The sequence below is a fragment of the Brevibacillus fluminis genome (genome assembly GCF_003710825.1).
Classification (GTDB): domain Bacteria; phylum Bacillota; class Bacilli; order Brevibacillales; family Brevibacillaceae; genus Brevibacillus_D; species Brevibacillus_D fluminis.
This window is the reverse complement of record NZ_RHHQ01000004.1, coordinates 98768-118104: the sequence shown is the minus strand read 5'-3', so window position 1 is coordinate 118104 and position 19337 is coordinate 98768. Positions and strand designations below refer to the sequence as shown.

Sequence of the window (19337 nt, the reverse complement as noted above, 5' to 3'; positions counted from 1 at the left end):
ATGATTCGCACCGAACATTTGACGAAACGATACGGGAAGCTGGAAGCCTTGCGCGATTTGAATCTAACGATCGACAAAGGAAAGGTGTTCGGCTTCATCGGCCCGAATGGTGCAGGAAAATCAACCACGATGATGATCCTTTCCACCTTGCTTACGCCGACGGAAGGCAAGGCGTATGTGGCTGGCTATGACGTTGCGAAGGAGCCGCGCAGAGTTCGGCAGTCTCTTGGTTATATGCCTGACTTTTTTGGGGTGTATGACAATTTGAAAGCGACCGAGTATCTTGATTTTTACGCCGGCGCGTACCATATCCCAATCGGGCAGCGGAAGCGTCTGATCGGCGACCTGCTTGAATTGGTGAATTTGTCGAACAAAGCGGATGCATATGTTGACTCGCTGTCGCGGGGGATGAAACAGCGGCTCGGACTTGCGCGCTGCCTGGTGCACAGCCCTGATGTGCTGATTTTGGATGAGCCGGCGTCCGGCCTCGACCCGCGCGCCCGCATTGAGATGCGAGAAATCTTGAAGCAGCTGCGCCAGATGGGCAAAACGATCCTGATCAGCTCGCACATTCTCCCAGAACTCGCGGAGCTGTGCGACGAAATTGGGGTTATCGAGAAAGGGCGGCTCATCGCGTGTGGTTCTGTGGACGAGGTTAGTCTGACACAGCGGGGCATCGCGGTCATGATGGTCAAGGTAATCGGTGATACGGCGCAGACACAGCGCATATTGGCGGATTCGAACTATGTTAAGCGGCTGGACAACAAGAACGATCATTTTCGTTTTCAATTCACGGGAACGGAGCTGGATAAGGCGCAGCTGCTCACCGCATTGGTGCAGGCTGGCATCCAGGTCACGTTTTTTGGCGAATCGAAAGAAAACTTGGAGGATGTCTTTCTGGCCATCACGGAAGGAGTGGGGAGCTGATGAAAGGCTTTTTCAGCAATCCGTTGATCGTCAAAGAGATGCGCGAACGGTTCCGATCGAAAAAAAGCTTTTGGATTCTCGGCATCTATTTGTTCGTGATGGGCGCGATTCTGCTCGGCTTCATGTACGTGGAACAACTAGACAAAAGCTTGGTGCCTGGCGAAAATCGGGAATGGTTCATTTTGATCGCAGGGCTGCAGTACGGCATGATTTGCTTCATTGCGCCCGCGTTGTCGGCAGGGACGATCAGTGGGGAGCGTGAGCGGCAGACGCTCCATGTCCTGCTGACCACCCAGCTGTCGCCACTATCCATCATTTGGAGCAAGCTGGTCACCTCGCTTGCCTTTATTTCCGTGTTGGTTTTGTCGTCCTTGCCGCTTTACAGCTTCGTGTTTTTATACGGCGGCATGTCACCGCAGCAGTTAGCGACGCTCGTGCTATTTTTCGGCGTCAATATTTTGTTTTTCGGTTCGCTGGGTCTGTTTTGCTCGACTTGTATCAAGCGTACTGGGGTCAGTACCATTACTTCATACGGGATCGCATTCTTTTTCGTCGTCGGAACCGGCTTGCTGCTGCTCTTCATCGGAAACTTGCTGAGGGAGATAATGCCGTCGCAATATCCGTTTGAGGAGGTATGGCAGCTCCCTGTCTTGAAAGTGTTGGCGATGCTGAATCCTGTTGTCGTCATGGGCGAGCTGTTTGGCGAAACGATCGGACCTATGACCGATTTTCCGATGCCGCCTTGGGCCGCGTTTTCGATCGTGTACGTGGCTTTGTCAATCGGTTTGATCTTGGTTAGCGGCTATTTGCTGCGGCCGAATCGTAAGCAAAGATGGGGTTGGAAGAAAGCCTAGCGATTGTGTAAAATAAGGGAATCGTAAAACATTTAGGGGGAGCTTATTGTGTCCAACAAAGAATACGGAAACCAAGAAGTGCAGATTCTCGATTTCGAGGAGCTGCTGCGTTTCATCGAGAACAAATTGGAGGCAGCGGGTAAAAAAGTGGGTCGTGAAGAAATCATGCTCATTTTGCAAGCGCAGGATGATTTTTTGATGGAAAAAGGAGTACTGGAAGAAATTGACGAAATGTAAAAAATTAAGGCAACGGCAAGGAGCAACTTGCGGTTGCCTTTTTACATGGGCAAACGATTATTGTCAATGATTTCCTTTTTCTTACAAAATGGAACGCAATCAAAAGTAAAATATTGACAAATTTTATTGGATATACTATTTTAATGAGAAACAAGCTTTTTTTCTGATTATTATCCATTTGCGTAGGAGTCCTATTTCAGGAGGGATAGAGATGGCCAGCATGTCCGGAATAAATAATGATTGGAATCGTTACGCTACCTGTTCGAATTCGACATCGGTCAGCAAGAGTGCATATCCCTTTCGCAAAGCATCTACGTGATGCTATTTTTTATGCGTAAATTGTCGTTCTTTCGGTGAAAAAGTCGATTGAATCGATTATTCGGCGCTTTTACGCTGAGGGCGGCAAGTACCAGAAAGGTGGAGGAACGAACTTGTGAGTAACGTCATTCTTACAGAAAACCCGGCAAGCCAAAGCGTGATGGCTTTGGAAGAAGAAGTACGATTTTTACGACAGCGTGTGTTTGATCTCGAAACGCATTGCGAGCTTATCGAGCAGACGACGACCGCAAAACAGCGCAAAAAAACGGAAGAAATGGTCCGTAAGTCTGAAATGCTTTCGATGATCGGACAGCTCGCGGCAGGCGTTGCTCATGAGATTCGCAATCCCCTCACCTCCATTAAGGGATTTTTACAGCTCATGCAAGCCAATGCAACGAAAAATGAAGACTATTTTACGATCATGTTGACAGAGCTTGCTCGCATTGAATTTATTATCAGTGAATTTCTTGTGCTTGCCAAACCTCAGTTGGTCATGAAAGAGCGCAGAAATTTGATTCACCTCCTGCAAAACATTATTGTCTTGGTCGAAACACACGCAATCTTAAATAATGTTCAGATTTTTTTGCATTTTGAGCCTGAACTTCCGCTCATTCTCTGCGAGGAGAGTCAACTGAAACAAGCTTTCGTGAATATTATGAAGAACGCGATTGAAGCGATGCCGGATGGCGGCGAGCTTTTGATCACAGTGAACTGCGAAGGCAATGATCGCGTCGTGGTCCAGTTTATTGATGACGGTGTAGGCGTCCCCGAGGAGATCATGCCGAAATTGGGGGAACCATTTTATACGACGAAGGAAAAAGGAACAGGTCTCGGCTTGATGGTGAGCTACAAAATCATCGAAAACCACCGCGGACACATACAGGTAAGGAGCACGCCGCAAAAAGGGACCACGGTCGAAATCCAGTTACCGACCGAATGAACGAAAAGATTTTGCTTCTTGCAGCAAAAATCAGTAAGATGGAAATGTAGGATACTTTTTTTGCGAAGGACGTGTCTCAATTGACAAATGAAGAAAAACAAGGCATCGAATTAGGAGACATCATCAGCTTGGATGATGAAAACGGTGAACTTCTGGGAGATTTTGAAGTCATTGCTCTGTTTGACCACAAAGGAAAACAGTATGTTGCATTGACCAACTCCGTTGACGAAGATAACGAATCGGAAGAAGACGAAGAGCTGGATATCTTTGTTTTCGAAGTGGATGGGGAAGAACTGGTTCCACTTGATGAAGGACAAGAAGAAGAGATTTACGAAAAGCTGGACGAAGTTCTGGAAGACATTGAACTGATCGAGCCAGAAGACAAGTAAGTAAGAAAACCCGCCATCCTTGCAGCTACGCTAAGGAAATGACGGGTTTTTTCTTTTTTGAAAAGCCGCTAGGACATTTTGATGATATTGTCCTTTAAGTCGCGAACGATGAGAATGCAGGTCTTATCGGTTTCTTGGATCTCACGGAACAGTGCCGAAGCCTCATCTTTGGTCAAGCCGAGATGCTCCATTTTGGTCCGAAGTTCCTCGCCGCCATTATCAAAAAACTGGGCTTTGGAATCAATATCCCCAACAGCGCTTTCGAAATGGGTGCTGTACTTGTAAAAGTTGTTCCGTTGATTGGAATGATTTTTGTCGGGATTCCATTTCAGCACATAGATGTCATCTTTCGCGTAGCCGGAAGAATTGAGCGCTTGAATGTCGGACACCAGCTCTTGGTCATACTTGTGCAATTTGACAAATGGTTTGGTTGCAGAGATCATGCAAAAGCCCTCCTCTCAGTGCGGGATCAATACATCGTTAGCGTTCCCGATTTTGGCTGGTGAATACTCGTTCTCATTTTCCTTTGACCACACGAACATCGAAGTGCTAAACTAATAGACGGAAATCTTTACAGGATCAGGGCATGTTCGCCACTTTTGAAATAGATGACAACGAAATGGAAAACCTATTATGATAGAGTAACCGTATCTGCCATCTTGCCATTGCAGGGTGGCTGATTTATTATCTATGCAAAAGCGGCTGCAAGCGACGGATAATATTTTATCCTGTAGAAGTGCAACTAACAGAGGAGAGAACTGGATGAACGATAGCCATACACTTTCCTATACGGAAGAGGATATTCAGGTACTGGAAGGCTTGATTGCGGTACGGAAGCGGCCGGGCATGTACATCGGTTCGACAGGTACCCGCGGACTGCACCATTTGCTCTGGGAAATCGTGGATAATGCCAAGGATGAAACGCTGGCTGGTTTCAACGACCAAATCATCGTCACTTTATACAAAAATGGCAGTGTAAGCATTGAGGACCATGGACGCGGCATTCCTACCGGTATGCACAAAACGGGTCGTCCAGTGCCAGAAGTGATTTTCACGACATTGCACGCCGGGGGGAAATTCGGCGGCGGCGGCTACAAAAAGAGCGGCGGGTTGCATGGCGTCGGCTCAAGCGTCGTGGTGGCCCTTTCGAAGTGGTTGGAAGTAGAAATTCATCGAGATGGAAAAATACATAAGCAACGCTTCGAGTATTTCGTCGACGAAAATGGCGTCGAGCATGTGGGAGAAGCGGTAACGGATTTGCAAATTACCGGTAATACCCGTCGGACGGGAACAACGGTCACCTTTTTGCCGGACCCAGAGGTCTTCTCGGTGACCAAATTCGATTTTGAGCTGATCCGCGATCGTTTTCGCGAGACGGCCTTTTTGCTCAGCAAACTGAAAATGGTGTTGATTGACAAGCGGGGCCCGGAGGAAAAACGCGAGGAATTTTACTTCGAGGACGGCTTGAAGTCCTATGTGGATTACTTGAACGAAGGCAAGCACACGCTGCATCCGATCATTTATTTTAATGGCGAAAAGGACAATGTGTTTGTCGAGCTCGCTTTCCAATACAACGATGGCTATGCGGAGACGCTCGTGTCGTACGTCAACTCGATTCCGACGACAGACGGCGGTACGCATGTGACCGGCTTCCGCAATGCGACAACAAGGGTTTTCAATGAATTCGCCCGCAAAAAAGGGCTTTTGAAGGAAAAAGACCCGAATTTGTCAGGAAACGATTTGCGCGAAGGTTTCCTTGGCATCCTGTCTCTCCAGATGGCGGATGTACAGTTCGAGTCGCAGACGAAGGACAAGCTGGGGAACGAGGAAGCGCGGCCGATCGTTGAGCAGATTATCGCCGAAAAGCTCGGCTATTTCCTGGAGGAAAATCCGGAAACCGCCAAGCTGTTGGTTGAAAAAGCAGTCCGCTCTGCGGAGATCCGCGAAGAATTGAGAAAACAACGGGAAGCACTCCGTGGCGATAAAAAGGGAAAAGGCGCGAAAAAACGCAAATCCATTTCAGAAAAATTCACACCGCCACAATACAAGGATTCGGGCAAAAACGAACTGTTTCTGGTTGAGGGTGACTCTGCTGGCGGCTCGGCGAAGCAAGCGCGCAATTCCGAGTTCCAGGCGATTTTCAGTTTGCGCGGTAAGCCGTTGAATACGGAAAAAGCGAAGCTGTCCGACGTCTTGGCCAATGAAGAATTCCGTACGGTGCTGGAAGTGCTGGAAACCGATATCGGTACGGATTTTTCCATCGAAAACTGCGCGTTTGACAAAATCATCATCATGTCCGATGCGGACGTCGATGGTTCCCACATCCAGACACTGCTTTTGACCTTCTTTTTCCGCTACATGCAGCCATTGATCGGCGCAGGCAAGCTCTACATCGCGCAACCGCCGCTCTACCAAGTGAAAAAGGAAGGGAAAAAGGCGGAAAGTGTCTATTGCTGGAATGATTTCGAGCTGGAGCAGGCGTTGAAGCGAATGGGCCGCGGCAGCGAAATCCAGCGCTACAAAGGTCTCGGCGAGATGAATGCAGACCAGCTGTGGGATACGACAATGAATCCAGAAACGCGGAAGCTAATTCTGGTAACGCTGGAAGATATGGCTCAGTGCGAACGACTGGTGACCACCTTGATGGGTGACAAAGTTCCTCCACGACGCGAGTGGATCGAAAACCACGTGACGTTTGAAGTCGGGGAGGATGAATAAGCATGTTATCCAATCGAATCATTGAAACAAGCTTTGCTGAGATTATGGGCAAACGCTTTGGCGATTACGCCAACCTGGTTATTTTGTCCCGGGCGATCCCGGATGCACGCGACGGCCTAAAGCCTGTGCAGCGGCGGATTTTGTACGCGATGTACCAGGAGAACAATACGATTGACAAGCCGTACCGCAAATCGGCAAAAACCGTCGGCTACGTCATGGGTACATTCCATCCGCATGGCGATTCCGCGATTTATGAAACGATGGTGCGGATGGCGCAATGGTGGAAAATGCGTCAGGTGCTGATCCAAGGTCATGGAAACTTCGGTAGCTTGGACGCAGACCCGCCTGCAGCAATGCGTTATACGGAATCCCGTTTGTCTGCCATTGCTAACGAGATGCTGCGCGACATCGATAAAGAGACAGTCACGTTCATCCCGAACTATGACAACTCGGAGATGCAGCCAGCTGTCCTTCCAGCCCGTTTCCCGAATTTGCTGGTTAACGGCGCTTCCGGTATCGCCGTAGGGTTTGCGACCGATATCCCGACGCATAACTTGGGCGAGGTCATCGATGCGACGATCGCACAAATGAAAAATCCGCAGATTACGTTGGATGAGCTAATGGAGCATGTCAAAGGGCCTGATTTTCCGACCGGGGGAATCGTACAAGGCGTCTCTGGCATCCGCAAGGCGTTTGAAACCGGGCGTGGCCAATTCATCATCCGTGGGAAAACGCACATCGAGGAGCCGGAAAAAAGCAAGGTGAAAAAGATCGTCATCTCGGAAATCCCATATGACGTGATCAAATCCCGCCTTGTTGCGCAAATCGATGAGCTGGTGCTGGAGCGCAAAATCGAGGGGGCACTCGCAGTCCGCGATGAAACGGGGCGCAAAGAAGCAGAACAGAAGAAGGTTCGGATCGTCATCGATTTGCGTAAAGACGTGAACCCCGATGCGATTTTACAATATTTGTTCAAAAACACCGATCTGCAAATTTACTACAACTACAACATGAACGCGATCCACGAGGGCACGATCAAGCAGATGGGGCTCAAGCAGCTGCTGGACGCTTACATTATTCACCAAAAAGAAGTGGTGACGAATCGTTCCCGCTATGATCTGGATAAGAAGAAGACGCGCGAGCACATCGTGGAAGGGTTGATTCGCGCCAAATCGATCTTGCGTCAAATCGTGGATACGATCATGGCGTCCGAGGACCGAGCGGATGCGCGTAGAAACATCGTCGCGCAGTATGGCTTCACGGAGCAGCAGGCGGATGCGATCCTGTCGATCCAGCTGGCATCCTTGACGCGCATCGATATCGTTAAGCTGGAAAAAGAGCTGGCGACGCTGAGCAAAGAAATCAAGGAGCTGGAAGCGATTTTGGCCAGCGAGAAAAAGCTGATTCAAGTGATTGTGCATGAGCTGACGGATATCAAGAAGCGCTTCGATGAACCGCGCTTGACGGAAATTCGCGGCGAGATCGAGGAGATCAAGCTCGACTTGGCGATGCAAATCAACGTTGAAGATTGCATTCTCACGTTTACCCACGAAGGATACATCAAACGGGTCAGCCCGCGCTCCTTCAAGTCGATGGGTGGCACGATTGAAACGTGCGGCGTAAAGGATGGCGACAAGGTGAGGGTGTTTGCTGAGGCGAACACCTCGAACACGGTGCTGTTCTTTACACAGGATGGCAAATATTTCGCCATGCTTCTGCACGACATACCGGAAGCAAAGTGGAAAGATCTCGGCAATGCCTTGGTCAACATCATTCCGCTTGAAAAGCATCAGAAGATCGTCGGGCTTGCGATCGTCGACGATTTTTCCAAGCCCGTGTATGTTTGTCATCTGTCGCGAACAGGCTTCATGAAAAAGACACTGCTTGCTGAATACGCTACGAACCGTTCCGGTGCGCTGGCGGCTGCCAAGCTGAAGTCGGATGAAGACGAATTCGTGACGGTTCAAATAACAGATGAAACAGGCGATTACGTCGTCTCCACGAAAGACGGCATGATCATCCGGTTTGCCAAATCGGAGGTTTCCCCAACGGGTCGCGCATCAAGCGGCGTGAAGAGCGTCAACCTCACTGCAGGCGATGAGGTGATCAGCCTGATTAGCGTGGATGGCAGCGACGAAGGCAAAGTGATCCGTGCCGTCACGAGGGAAGGGATGGTCAAACGCACCCGCCTGAACGAATTGTCTCCACAGGGCCGTGCTGGCAAAGGACTCGTGTTGCTTCGCAAACGAAAAAACAATCCGCATCAGCTTTTGATGGTTCAACTCGAAGGAGCGGAAAAGCTCTATGCAGCGGGAACCGGCAATGGCTATACGCAGATTGAAACAGATAAAGTACCGTTCACGGAGCTTGGCGGCAATGGCCGGCTCGTTATCGAGGGTGGCGTCAAAGCGTTGTTGCTGGAAGCAGCGATTCCAAATGACGACGAACAAAGCCCCGCACAGGATACTCCAGGACCAGGAACGCGAAATGAGCCGGCAGGACAGGCAAGTCTGTTCGATGACATGAAAGAGAAGAAGGAATGAGCATGGAGAAGCCATTTGAAGCCTTTGAAACCGAATTGAGCTGGCAGCAGCTCTCGCTGTTGGCGGACACCGCCTCCTATTTTGAAGATGCACCGAAGCTTTTATCATTGCCAGCGGCCAGCGGGGAGACTGTTTCCGTCCCTTTGACGGCTGAAAGCTTGCGGACCATGGTCGAGCAGCTATCCGAGGATACGCCTTTTGACAAGAAGCGGTTTGCGATCAGCTGGAAAGAAAGCGGAGCCGATAATGGAACGGTGGCGATAACCATGCCTACCGGAGAAGTTTTGGAACAGCCGACCGAGCTCGCTCACTTTTCACTGCTGTAGATATTTTTGTGGCGCTTGGCAACACTAAGGGCAGGAGGTGTTGGGAGTGGAACAAAACATCGAGGTAAATGGCCGTGAGTTGAACTTTGCCACTACGTACGACGGAGATTCACAGTACAATGTGCAAGTTCGCAGTGGTGAGAAGGTCGTGACGATGTTCAAAATTGCTGCTGACGAGGAAAATGACGTGTTTACAGCTGCCCTTGCACACGTCAAAGCGGATATCGAGATGGGCAATCTCAAAATCTAACAAGCGGTGCGGGCTGTTTTTAAGCCCGTCCTGACAAGCTGCTGGCACTACGCCGGCAGCTTGTTCTTTTCCGGCGAGGTTGCAAAGGATACAATAAGAGCAAAGATATGAGGAACGAATGGGTGGACATATGCAAAACCAACAACGGAAACAATGGAACCGACATGACATTCAATCGATGAAAACGACAGGGGAACTGTATGCGGCCCTGCGAACAATAGAGACGCAGCGGAAAGATACAGAAGAACAGGAGCATGCTTCGTTGGAAATTGTGGAAGCAGCTGTCTTGACTCGTCTTGCCGCACATCGGCTTGAAAAACGGACCGGGCTTGATTTGGCCTGGGAATGGATCGAACGGGCGCTGGTGCTCGAACCACAGCGAATGGAAACAGCCGAGCTCGCCATGAACATCCTGCTAGCCCAATTGGCACAAGCCGACGATCATGCCCGGGAGTTACCGGTGATACGCGAAACGGACAGTGCGATGATGCGCAAATCTCAGGCGGCAGCGCTCACCGAGACGATCGGAAGCGTGGAGGAACACATTCGTGAGCGGATGGGCAAAATCGACCGACTGGAACAAATCGCGGCGAAGGTGGAACATTCGCAAGCTGGGAAGCAGTCGCTACCGTTAAAACGGATCGATGAACGGATGCTGGTGGAGCTCAGTCAGTTGAGAGAGCTTGCCGAGGGGTATCTGGAGTCGCTGCGAGGCAGTTTTTACTCATCCGACATGCTGGCGGAGGTACAGCGTGCTATACGCGAGTTTGCTACACTTGTAGCCGAGCGGGAACAGCTGCTTGAACCGTATCGTGGTCACCATTTGAACACGACTGCTCCTACCGCATTAGATGAGCTGGAGGAGCTGATTGGCTTGGCGGCGCCAAAGGAGCGTATCCGCAAGCTCGCCCAATTTTTACGCTATCAGCAAGTGCGGAGCAAAAGGGGCTGGGTCATGCAGGACAAGCCTGAGCTGCACATGGTGCTGATGGGCAACCCGGGCACAGGGAAAACGACGCTGGCTCGGCTGATCGCGCGTATGTATCACGAGCTGGGGCTTTTGCCAAGCGCTGAGGTGATCGAGGTTGACCGTTCCCAGCTCGTCGGAGCCTTTGTGGGCCAATCGGAGCAAAAAACGATTGACGCGATTGCGCGGGCGATCGGCGGCGTCCTGTTCATCGACGAAGCTTACAGTCTGAAGCGCCCTGATGCCAGCGGCAGCGATTACGGCCAGACAGTGATCGATACGCTGGTATCCGCGATGACCAGCGGTGAATATGCGGGTAAATTCGTTGTCATTTTGGCGGGTTATCCGGAAGAAATGCGACAATTCCTGTTTGCCAATCCGGGGCTGCGCAGCCGTTTTCCTGAGAAAGGGCATTTTTTGCTGCCGGACTATACCACAGAAGAGCTCATCACGATCGGCGAGCAAGTGGCGGAGCGCAATGACTTTTCGTTAACCACAGAAGCGCTTCATGCGTTGCGTGAGCGAATCGAGCGCGAACGCGTCGATGAAACGTTTGGAAATGCGCGCGCAGTCAAAAGCATCGTCCTTGATGCAATTTTTCATAAAGGCGAGCGAGTCGAGGAGAGCGGTCAGGAAGGACTGCAGGTAGATGATTTCACGGTGCTGTATCCGGATGATATTTTGCCAAATGACCTGCAAGCGCATCAGCGATCGACTGCTGGGGCATCGGCGCAGCTGGACCGAATGATCGGGCTCGGGGCGGTAAAGGCTGAATTCCGCAAGATTAAAGCTTTCCTGCAGGTTCAGCAGCTGCGCATCGCCAATGGACTCGCCTCCGTGCCGGTCGAGATGCATGCTGTCTTCAGCGGAAGTCCGGGCACAGGCAAGACGACGATCGCGCGTCTGTATGCGGAGCTGTTAAAAGAACACGGGTATTTGAAGCGCGGCCATCTTGTTGTCGCAAGCCGTACCGATCTCGTTGCTGGTTTCGTCGGGCAAACAGCGGAAAAAACACGGAGAAAGATCAAGGAAGCGCTCGGCGGCGTCTTGTTCATCGATGAGGCGTATGCCTTGGTTTCAGGAAGCGAAAACGACTTTGGTCGCGAAGTGATCCACACGCTAGTGGAGGAAATGACACGACATCGTGAAAATCTGGTCATCGTCGTTGCAGGGTACCCGGTGGAAATGGAGCAGTTTTTAGCGATGAATCCGGGACTACGCTCGCGGTTTACCCGGTTCGTCCATTTCCCCGACTACACGGCAGAAGAGCTCGTTGCGATCATTGCACAACGCGTGGAGGAATTAGGGTATCGGGTGAAGCCGGACGTGCTGGGAGAAATCGAAACCCTCATCGCATCGCTTCATGTTGAAGGAGTAAACGGCGGCAATGCCAGGTTTGCGCGCCATCTGGTTGACGAGGCGATCATCCGCCAAGCGCTGCGCATCAGCGAAAACGCAAAGGAGGCGCCGTCGCCGGACATTTTTGTGCAGCTTGGGCGTGAAGATTTCGTATCGGAAGAATCCCCTCTGTTCATGCCGGATAACGGGTGATACACTCCTGGTAACGGCTTGTTCAAGTTAATCATAACGCGGTCAGAGGGGACGACTTCATTGAAAACAAAATGGCATGCTGCATTATCCAGTTCGGTGGCGATTGCATTGCTTTTTGCCGCCATGCCGACGTTTGCAAGTGGAACAACGCTTGAGGATTTCACAGGAAAAGAGCTTTCGCTCAGAAACAAAAACACCGAGCTTGCGCAGCCACATGTCTTGCGGACGGCCGCTGTAAAGTCAAGGCTGGTAATCATCCAAATGGCAGGCCCCGTGCAAACAGAATGGAAAGATGAGCTTGCACTGGACGGGGTCCTTTTGGGTGATTATGTGCCAGACTATTCATTCGTGGCGAAACTGTCGGAAGATACCGATCAGAGCAAGTTGAAGCAATATTCGTTTGTGAAACGAATTGTGCCGTACCGGCAATCGTATAAAATTTCGCAGGAGCTGCTTGATGCCATTAATCGGGACGGCAGCGCGACTGTCGCCATCCATGGTTTGCAGGCCGAGATGGGCCGGAAAATCACCACAGAAACGATCACAAAGCGTGACTTAGCTGGCTATCTCGCCTCCGACGATGTAGTCGCGATCGTGCCTGCAAGCAAGCGTGTGCCACTGAACAACGTAGCGAGCGGTATCATTCATGCGGACAAGCTGGCGGATACGGGACATACCGGTGCGAACCAAATTGTCGGCGTGATCGACACGGGCATCGACAGCGGCAAAAAAGCGACATTGCATCCCGATCTGCGAGGGCAGGTCAAGGAGCTGATCGCTGTCAGCCGAAAAGGCGATGCAAGCGATCCGAACGGCCACGGTACGCATGTGGCGGGATCGATTGTGGGCACGGGTGCAGCATCAGATGGCAAAGTGAAAGGGATGGCGCCCGATGCCAAGCTGATTTTTCACTCCGTTCTTGATGAAGGTGATTCTCTTGCGATCGACGACGACAATCTGACGGCTATGCTGACAGAAGCGTACGATGACGGCGCACGGATTCACAGTGACTCGTGGGGAGAGGATCATGGAAGCGGCGAATATTACAGCGATGCACAAGACATGGACCGTTTTGTCTGGGAGCATCCGGACATGGCCATACTGGTCGCGGCGGGCAATGACGGCAGCGATGAGGGAACGATAAGCAGCCCTGCCACGGCCAAAAATGTGATCGCAGTCGGGGCGTCGGAAAGCGTACGGCTTGCTTTGAAAGATCGCAGTGCCGACAATCCGGACGATATTGCGTATTTTAGCAGTCGTGGTCCGACGATTGACGGACGCATCAAGCCTGATGTGGTCGCGCCGGGAAGCATGATCCTGTCGCTGCGTTCACAGCTTGCCGCAGAAGGAGAAGCATCGGCTGATCAGGGAATCGATCCGAACCTTTATACATACATGAGCGGGACGAGCATGGCGACGCCGATTTTGGCGGGCGGCGTGGCGCAAATCCGCCAGTTTCTGCAGGAAAATGGAACAAGCGACCCGAGCGCAGCGCTGATCAAGGCGATGGTGATCAATGGTGCGGATGACCTCAACCAAGATACGATGGCACAAGGGTTCGGACGTGCCAATCTGCGAGCCGCAATTGGGACAAGCTACATCGATGAGCAAACAGACGGATTGCAGACCGGCAATAAGCGCACGTACACGGTACAAGTGACCAATACCGACCAGCCGCTCATTGCAACATTGGCTTGGACGGACGCTCCTGGCTCCGTCACCGCGTTGGACCAGCTGGTCAACAACCTCGATCTTACGATTGACACGCCCGGGGGCGAGATTTATCGCGGAAACGATCGAGAAGCACCATATGATGATGAAGCGGACGAAACGAACAATGTGGAGCGAGTCATCATTCCTCATCCGGTAAAAGGGACGTATTCCATCACCGTTGATGGTGTGAACATACCGAAGGGGCCGCAGCATTATGCGCTCGTCTCCAATGCTACGATCGGCGAAAATCAAACGGGTTCGGACCTCAAAAAAGAGACCCACACAGGAACAGTCCGCACCGGCAGCCTCGAGACGAAGGTAAAGGAGTACGCCATCAAAACGGGAGCAGCAGGAACCATTTCGCTGTCTTTAAACTGGAAGAGCGAGGCGAATCTCCACCTATACTTGATCGACAGCAAAGGCAAGACGGTTGCCAAAGCGACGAATCGCAAAGGCAAGCCGAAAACGATCAGCTATACGGGGAAAAAAGCAGCGACCTACACTGTTCAGGTGCGAGTCTTGAGTGGTGAAGCCGATTATACGATTGAATTGAAATATCCGAAAAAACAAGTGAATAAGTAAAGCGGTACGACTTGTGCGCAGGTAACGAAGAAAAGTCTTGGCGATATGCCAAGACTTTTTGCTATCGATTCGAACTGCATTCCTATCACGTTGCGAATCACCTTTTCTTTTCCACCCATTCGTACGCCCGCAGCGCGACCTCCAAACAGATGCGCTGGTGCGGCTCCAAAAAATGATCCCCGATCAGCGAGCGGATTTTATCCAGCCGATGATACAGTGTTTGGCGGTGAATAAACAGCGCCTCCGCTGTCTCTTGCTTCGATGCGTTGTGATCCAACAGGACGCGCAGCGTCTGCAGCAGCTGGCTGTTGTACTCTTGGTCATGACGGATCAGCGGACCGAGATAATCGGTAATGAACGATTGAAGCGCCTGGCCACTTTGGACGTGCATCAGCAAACGGTACACACCGAGATCGTCAAAAAACGGACTGCTCAGTTCAGTGCGAATGGAGAGAACCTGCTCCGCCTCCTGAAAATGGCGGTACACGTCGGCGTAACGATCGGATGGGCGGCTGATTCCATATACCAGCACATCGTCGCGCCCGAGTGCCTGGGAGCAGATTCCTTCCAGCTCTTTGAATGCATCCGCGACTTGTTCGCGTGGCTCTTCTAGGCTCTGCTTTTCGATCAGCAAAAGGTAGAGCCGGTGCCCTTTGATGCGCAGTAGGGAGCGGAAGCCTTTGCGCAGCAGGACGGAGCGGATCACACCGGTCATATCGTGAAACGGCGACTCTGCCACCGCATCGAACCGCATTTTCCCCCAACTGACTTCCATCATCGCGGTATAGTAGGTGGCGATTTTTTTTGTCGGACGAATGCCCAGCAAACCGCGAATCTGCTCCTCCTGCTTGTAGCGGTCTGCCAACAAATCGTCAAACAAGCGGTTCTGGCTGTCCAGCGAACGCTCCTCGGCAAACATTTTACGCATGAGGATTTGCGCCATTGCTGTGGCGGTATAGTCCAAAGTAAGATGCAAAAATTCCTCTGGCTCCCGTTTATACAAAAGAATGCCCAAGTAACCGAGAACATGTCCCATCAGCTGAATCGGCTGATACATGATCTGTTCGTTATCCGCGATGTCGAACAGGCCATGCTCTTTGTTCGAAAACTTGTCGGAGGAAAGGGCGGTTGCGAGCTGCTCGGTCAACTGCTCCTGTGCAGCTTTCGGCCGCTCCGGCGCGTAAATCGGCGCCTCCTCTACAGGCATAAAAAAGACGGTCTCGTGGACATGCGCCTGCAAATGGTTCAACAGCTTGGGAATCCCTTGCGCCTGCAACGTGAGCTGCTGCAAGTCACGCGAATAGGCTTCCAGCTTGCGCAGCGCTTCCGTCTGACGGCTGACGATCAGCTCATGTAGATCAAGCGTAATGTCGACAAAGCGGACAGGCTGGTGGAACACGATTAAGGGAAACTGGTTCTGTTCGGCGACTTCCAGCATGTCCGACGGAATTTGGGGGACATAGGAGCCGAGCTCGATGCACAAGCCCACCGCTTTACGGTTGATCAGCTCATGCAAATAATCGAGGCGCTTGTCCGTGTCCTCCCCGAATCCCACTCCCGTCGAGAGGATCAGCTCGCCGCCGTTCAAAAAATGGGCGTTGGCTGCTGCTTCAAGAATATGGACCCAGCGGATTGGGTGGGTGAGTCCTCTCTCGCCAGCGACGACTTCGGCATGCGCGAAAACCGGCCGTTGAATAACTTCTGCGATGGTTAAATTCCAATTGCCCGTCAAGAAATATGCAGACCCCCAAATAGACATTTTGTATGATACATTATGACAAAAGCGCGACAGTCCGTCTAGTGAAGCAAATAAAAATCTTCTGATAAAATAAAGGCATACGAATCCAAAGGAAAAAGCGTGCGTTCATCGAAATGGTGAGCAAGGGCAATTGTTGAAATTGCCTGACAATGAACCGGAAAACGCACTGTTTTTCGAAAAAAAGGAGCGGAATCAATGAGTTCAACCATGTTTGAGAAAAAGTTGAAAAACTATATTGGCGGTGAATGGGTGGAAGCGGCTACAACCCAGTACGCGGATGTGCCGAATCCGGCGACGGAAGAAGTGTTGTCTCAAGTTCCGCTCTCCAGCAAAGAAGATGTGGCACGCGCTGTAGCGGCAGCGAAAGCAGCCTTCCCAGCGTGGAGTGCGACTCCAGTTATCGAGCGTGCACGGATCATGTTCAACTTCCAGCAGCTGCTGTTCAAGCATCAGGATGAACTGGCACAGATCGTAACGCTGGAAAACGGCAAAAACGTGCCGGAAGCAGCAGCAGAACTGTTGCGCGGCATTGAAATGGTCGAGTTCGCCGCTGGTATGCCGACATTGATGATGGGCGATACTGTCCCGAACATCGCGCGCAACATTGACAGCTATACATTAAAATTCCCACTGGGCGTAGTGGCAGGCATCGTGCCGTTCAACTTCCCGGTGATGGTGCCGATGTGGATGTTCCCGATCGCGATCGCAGCTGGTAACTGTTTCGTCCTGAAGCCTTCTGAGCGTACACCGCTTGCAAGCGCGCGTGTCGCAGAGCTTTTGAAAGAAGCAGGATTGCCAGATGGCGTCTTCAATATCGTCAACGGTGCGCATGATGTCGTCAACGGCATTCTGGAGCATCCAGACATTAAAGCAGTCTCCTTCGTCGGCTCTCAACCGGTCGCCGAGTATGTGTATAAAACAGCAGCTGCCAACGGTAAGCGCGTACAAGCGCTGGCAGGCGCAAAAAACCACCATCTCGTATTGGCGGACGCCGATTTGCGCCGCGCGGCCAAAACGATTGTCAGCGCCGCTTTCGGATGCGCAGGCGAACGCTGCATGGCGGCGAGCGCAGTTGTGGTGGATGATTCGGTTGCGGATGAATTCGTGCAATATTTGATTGAAGAATCCGATGCGCTCAAAATGGGCGATGGCATGATCGCGGGCAACGATCTCGGCCCTGTCATCCGCTCCGAGCATTTGAATAAAGTACATGGCTATATCGACCGCGGTCTGGAAGGTGGCGCGCAGCTCGTGCGCGATGGACGCAAAGATGCGGAAGCCCTGCCAGCCGGCTATTTCCTCGGCCCAACCATTTTTGACAAAGCCGATGCCGAAATGGTCATCGTACGCGACGAGATTTTCGCACCGGTACTGTCTGTCATGCGTGTCAGCGGCTTTGAAGAAGGTCTTGACGTCATCAGCAAATCCCGTTTCGGTAACGGTGCATGCGTGTATACAAACAGCGGACGCTATGGCCGCGAGTTCGTACAGCGTGTCGAAGCCGGCATGGTCGGCGTGAACGTGGGTGTTCCTGCACCGATGGGCTTCTTTGCCTTCTCCGGCTGGAAGCAATCGTTCTACGGGGATCTGCATGCGAACGGCAAAGACGGAGTCGAATTTTTCACGAAAAAGAAAACCGTCACCGAGCGCTGGTTCGATCAAGGCGACCAATCAATCGGCTCGCAAAAAGTGTTCGTAAAATAATCGAAATAGATTGAGGAGGCACCGCCCATGTCCATGGAAAACCAAACCATTCCAGAGCTGAACAAAGAGGAATTGCTTGAAAAAGACCGGGAACACATGTGGCATCACATGTCCGTTTACAACCCGAACCCGATGATCGCGACAGAGGCGAAGGGCTCTTGGGTGACAGACATTGACGGCAACCGCTATCTGGATGCAATGTCCGGATTGTGGTGCGTGAATATCGGCTATGGCCGCGAAGAGCTGGCAGACGCGGCAGCCGAGCAGCTGAAAAAAATGGCTTACTTCCCGCTGTCGAACAGCCACGTGCCTGCGATCGAGCTGGCGGACAAGATCAGCGAATGGCTGGGCGGTGAATACCGTGTTTTCTTCTCCAACAGCGGCTCGGAAGCGAATGAAGTGGCATTCAAGCTGGCACGCCAATACCATCATCAAAATGGCGAGCCAGGTCGCTACAAATTCATTTCCCGCCACCGTGCGTACCACGGCAACACCATGGGGGCGCTCGCTGCAACGGGCCAGGCTGTCCGCAAGCAAAAATATGAGCCGTTGGCACCAGGCTTCTTGCATGTGCATCCGCCGTATTGCTACCGCTGCCCGTTTGGCAAAACGGAGGATTCGTGCGGTATGGCTTGTGCGACCTTGTACGATGATGTCATCACATGGGAAGGCGCTGGCACCGTAGCAGCAGTCATCATGGAGCCAGCGATCACTGGCGGAGGCGTGATCGTGCCACCGGCAGGCTATATGCAAAAGGTGCGCGAGATTTGCGACAAGCACGGCGTCTTGATGATCGTTGACGAGGTAATTTGCGGCGTGGGCCGATCCGGCAAAAACTTCGGACATCAAAACTTTGGCGTCCAGCCAGATATCATCACGATGGCAAAAGGTATCACGAGCGGATACTTGCCGTTGTCTGCGACGGCCGTTCGCAAAGAACTCGCTGACAAATTCAATGAACCAGGCTTCAATCAGCATTTCCGTCATGTCAACACATTCGGCGGCAACCCTGCTTCTTGTGCGCTCGCTGTGAAAAACATGGAGCTGCTTGAGAAAGAAGGCTTAGTGCAGCGCGCGGAAGAGCTCGGCAAAGAGCTGCGCCAAAAACTCTCGATCTTAGAAGACCATAAGTATGTCGGCGATATCCGCAGCTTTGGGTTCCTCGCTGGCTTGGAAATGGTGGAAGATCGCGGCACGAAAGAACCAGCAGCGGTTGAAAAAGTAACACAAGTGATCGTCGAGTGCAAAAAACGCGGGCTGATCATCGGACGCAACGGAGATACCGTACCTGGCTTTAACAATGTCCTGACACTGTCCCCGCCGTTCAGCACCACGTCTGAAGAGCTCGATTTCATCGTGAATACGCTGAAAGAGGCGTTTGATACGCTGCAATAACAAAAAGAATGCAATCCCCTGCCTTCCATTGGTGGGGGATTTTTTCGTCAACTTACGTCCTGATTTTGTACAGTTGTATAGCTTATACTGTACGGATTTTGAACACATCGCACGAAAAACAGTTCAGGCAGCGCCTGTATTTACCTCTTTACCGAATGGCAGGG

15 protein-coding genes are annotated in these 19337 nt (G+C 51.7%); 13 read left to right on the top strand and 2 right to left on the bottom strand.

Features of this window, described 5'->3' with window-relative positions; genetic code table 11:
• The 5 genes from EDM56_RS02800 (at position 1) to EDM56_RS02780 (ending at position 3665) form a co-directional block, all read left to right on the top strand.
• On the top strand, positions 1–927 hold the full coding sequence (locus tag EDM56_RS02800; RefSeq protein ID WP_122916365.1) for an ABC transporter ATP-binding protein: 927 nt from the start codon (positions 1–3) through the stop codon (positions 925–927).
• Positions 927–1781: an ABC transporter permease gene (locus EDM56_RS02795; RefSeq protein ID WP_122916364.1), complete on the top strand. Its 855-nt coding sequence runs from the start codon at positions 927–929 to the stop codon at positions 1779–1781. Before EDM56_RS02800 ends, EDM56_RS02795 begins: the two co-directional genes overlap by 1 nt.
• Positions 1782–1829: 48 nt before the next feature.
• Positions 1830–2018 carry a hypothetical protein gene (locus tag EDM56_RS02790; protein ID WP_122916363.1) on the top strand — a complete coding sequence of 63 codons (189 nt, stop codon included), beginning with the start codon at positions 1830–1832 and terminating at the stop codon, positions 2016–2018.
• 433 nt (positions 2019–2451) lie between these two features.
• The gene (locus tag EDM56_RS02785; protein WP_246009235.1) at positions 2452–3276 is read left to right on the top strand and encodes an ATP-binding protein; all 825 of its coding nucleotides are present in this window, start codon (positions 2452–2454) and stop codon (positions 3274–3276) included.
• A gap of 80 nt (positions 3277–3356) precedes the next feature.
• Complete coding sequence (locus EDM56_RS02780) at positions 3357–3665, top strand: DUF1292 domain-containing protein (RefSeq protein ID WP_122916362.1); 309 nt, start codon at positions 3357–3359, stop codon at positions 3663–3665.
• Between the two features lie 68 nt (positions 3666–3733).
• Here EDM56_RS02780 and EDM56_RS02775 read toward each other — a convergent pair whose 3' ends face one another.
• Complete coding sequence (locus EDM56_RS02775) at positions 3734–4108, bottom strand: YflT domain-containing protein (RefSeq protein ID WP_122916361.1); 375 nt, start codon at positions 4106–4108, stop codon at positions 3734–3736.
• Between the two features lie 319 nt (positions 4109–4427).
• On the opposite strand from EDM56_RS02775, the gene EDM56_RS02770 reads away from it, so the two are divergent.
• The 6 genes from EDM56_RS02770 to EDM56_RS02745 all read left to right on the top strand — a co-directional run bounded on the left by EDM56_RS02770 (position 4428) and on the right by EDM56_RS02745 (position 14315).
• Complete coding sequence (locus EDM56_RS02770; protein WP_122916360.1) at positions 4428–6383, top strand: DNA gyrase/topoisomerase IV subunit B; 1956 nt, start codon at positions 4428–4430, stop codon at positions 6381–6383.
• Positions 6384–6385: 2 nt separating this feature from the next.
• Positions 6386–8926 carry a DNA topoisomerase IV subunit A gene (parC, locus tag EDM56_RS02765; RefSeq protein ID WP_122916359.1) on the top strand — a complete coding sequence of 847 codons (2541 nt, stop codon included), beginning with the start codon at positions 6386–6388 and terminating at the stop codon, positions 8924–8926.
• A 2-nt stretch (positions 8927–8928) separates the two neighbouring features.
• Entirely contained in the window at positions 8929–9252 is a 324-nt protein-coding gene (locus tag EDM56_RS02760) for a hypothetical protein (protein ID WP_122916708.1), read from the top strand.
• A gap of 46 nt (positions 9253–9298) precedes the next feature.
• On the top strand, positions 9299–9502 hold the full coding sequence (locus tag EDM56_RS02755; RefSeq protein ID WP_183192265.1) for a hypothetical protein: 204 nt from the start codon (positions 9299–9301) through the stop codon (positions 9500–9502).
• Between the two features lie 130 nt (positions 9503–9632).
• Positions 9633–12020, top strand: coding sequence for an AAA family ATPase (locus tag EDM56_RS02750; RefSeq protein WP_183192264.1), 2388 nt, complete (start codon positions 9633–9635; stop codon positions 12018–12020).
• A 60-nt stretch (positions 12021–12080) separates the two neighbouring features.
• The gene (locus EDM56_RS02745; RefSeq protein ID WP_122916356.1) at positions 12081–14315 is read left to right on the top strand and encodes a S8 family serine peptidase; all 2235 of its coding nucleotides are present in this window, start codon (positions 12081–12083) and stop codon (positions 14313–14315) included.
• Between the two features lie 97 nt (positions 14316–14412).
• Here EDM56_RS02745 and EDM56_RS02740 read toward each other — a convergent pair whose 3' ends face one another.
• Positions 14413–16047: a PucR family transcriptional regulator gene (locus EDM56_RS02740; protein WP_122916355.1), complete on the bottom strand. Its 1635-nt coding sequence runs from the start codon at positions 16045–16047 to the stop codon at positions 14413–14415.
• 222 nt (positions 16048–16269) lie between these two features.
• Between EDM56_RS02740 and EDM56_RS02735 the strand changes: the two genes are divergently transcribed.
• Entirely contained in the window at positions 16270–17778 is a 1509-nt protein-coding gene (locus EDM56_RS02735; RefSeq protein WP_122916354.1) for a CoA-acylating methylmalonate-semialdehyde dehydrogenase, read from the top strand.
• A 27-nt stretch (positions 17779–17805) separates the two neighbouring features.
• On the top strand, positions 17806–19173 hold the full coding sequence (locus EDM56_RS02730) for an aspartate aminotransferase family protein (protein ID WP_122916353.1): 1368 nt from the start codon (positions 17806–17808) through the stop codon (positions 19171–19173).
• Positions 19174–19337: the final 164 nt, after the last annotated feature.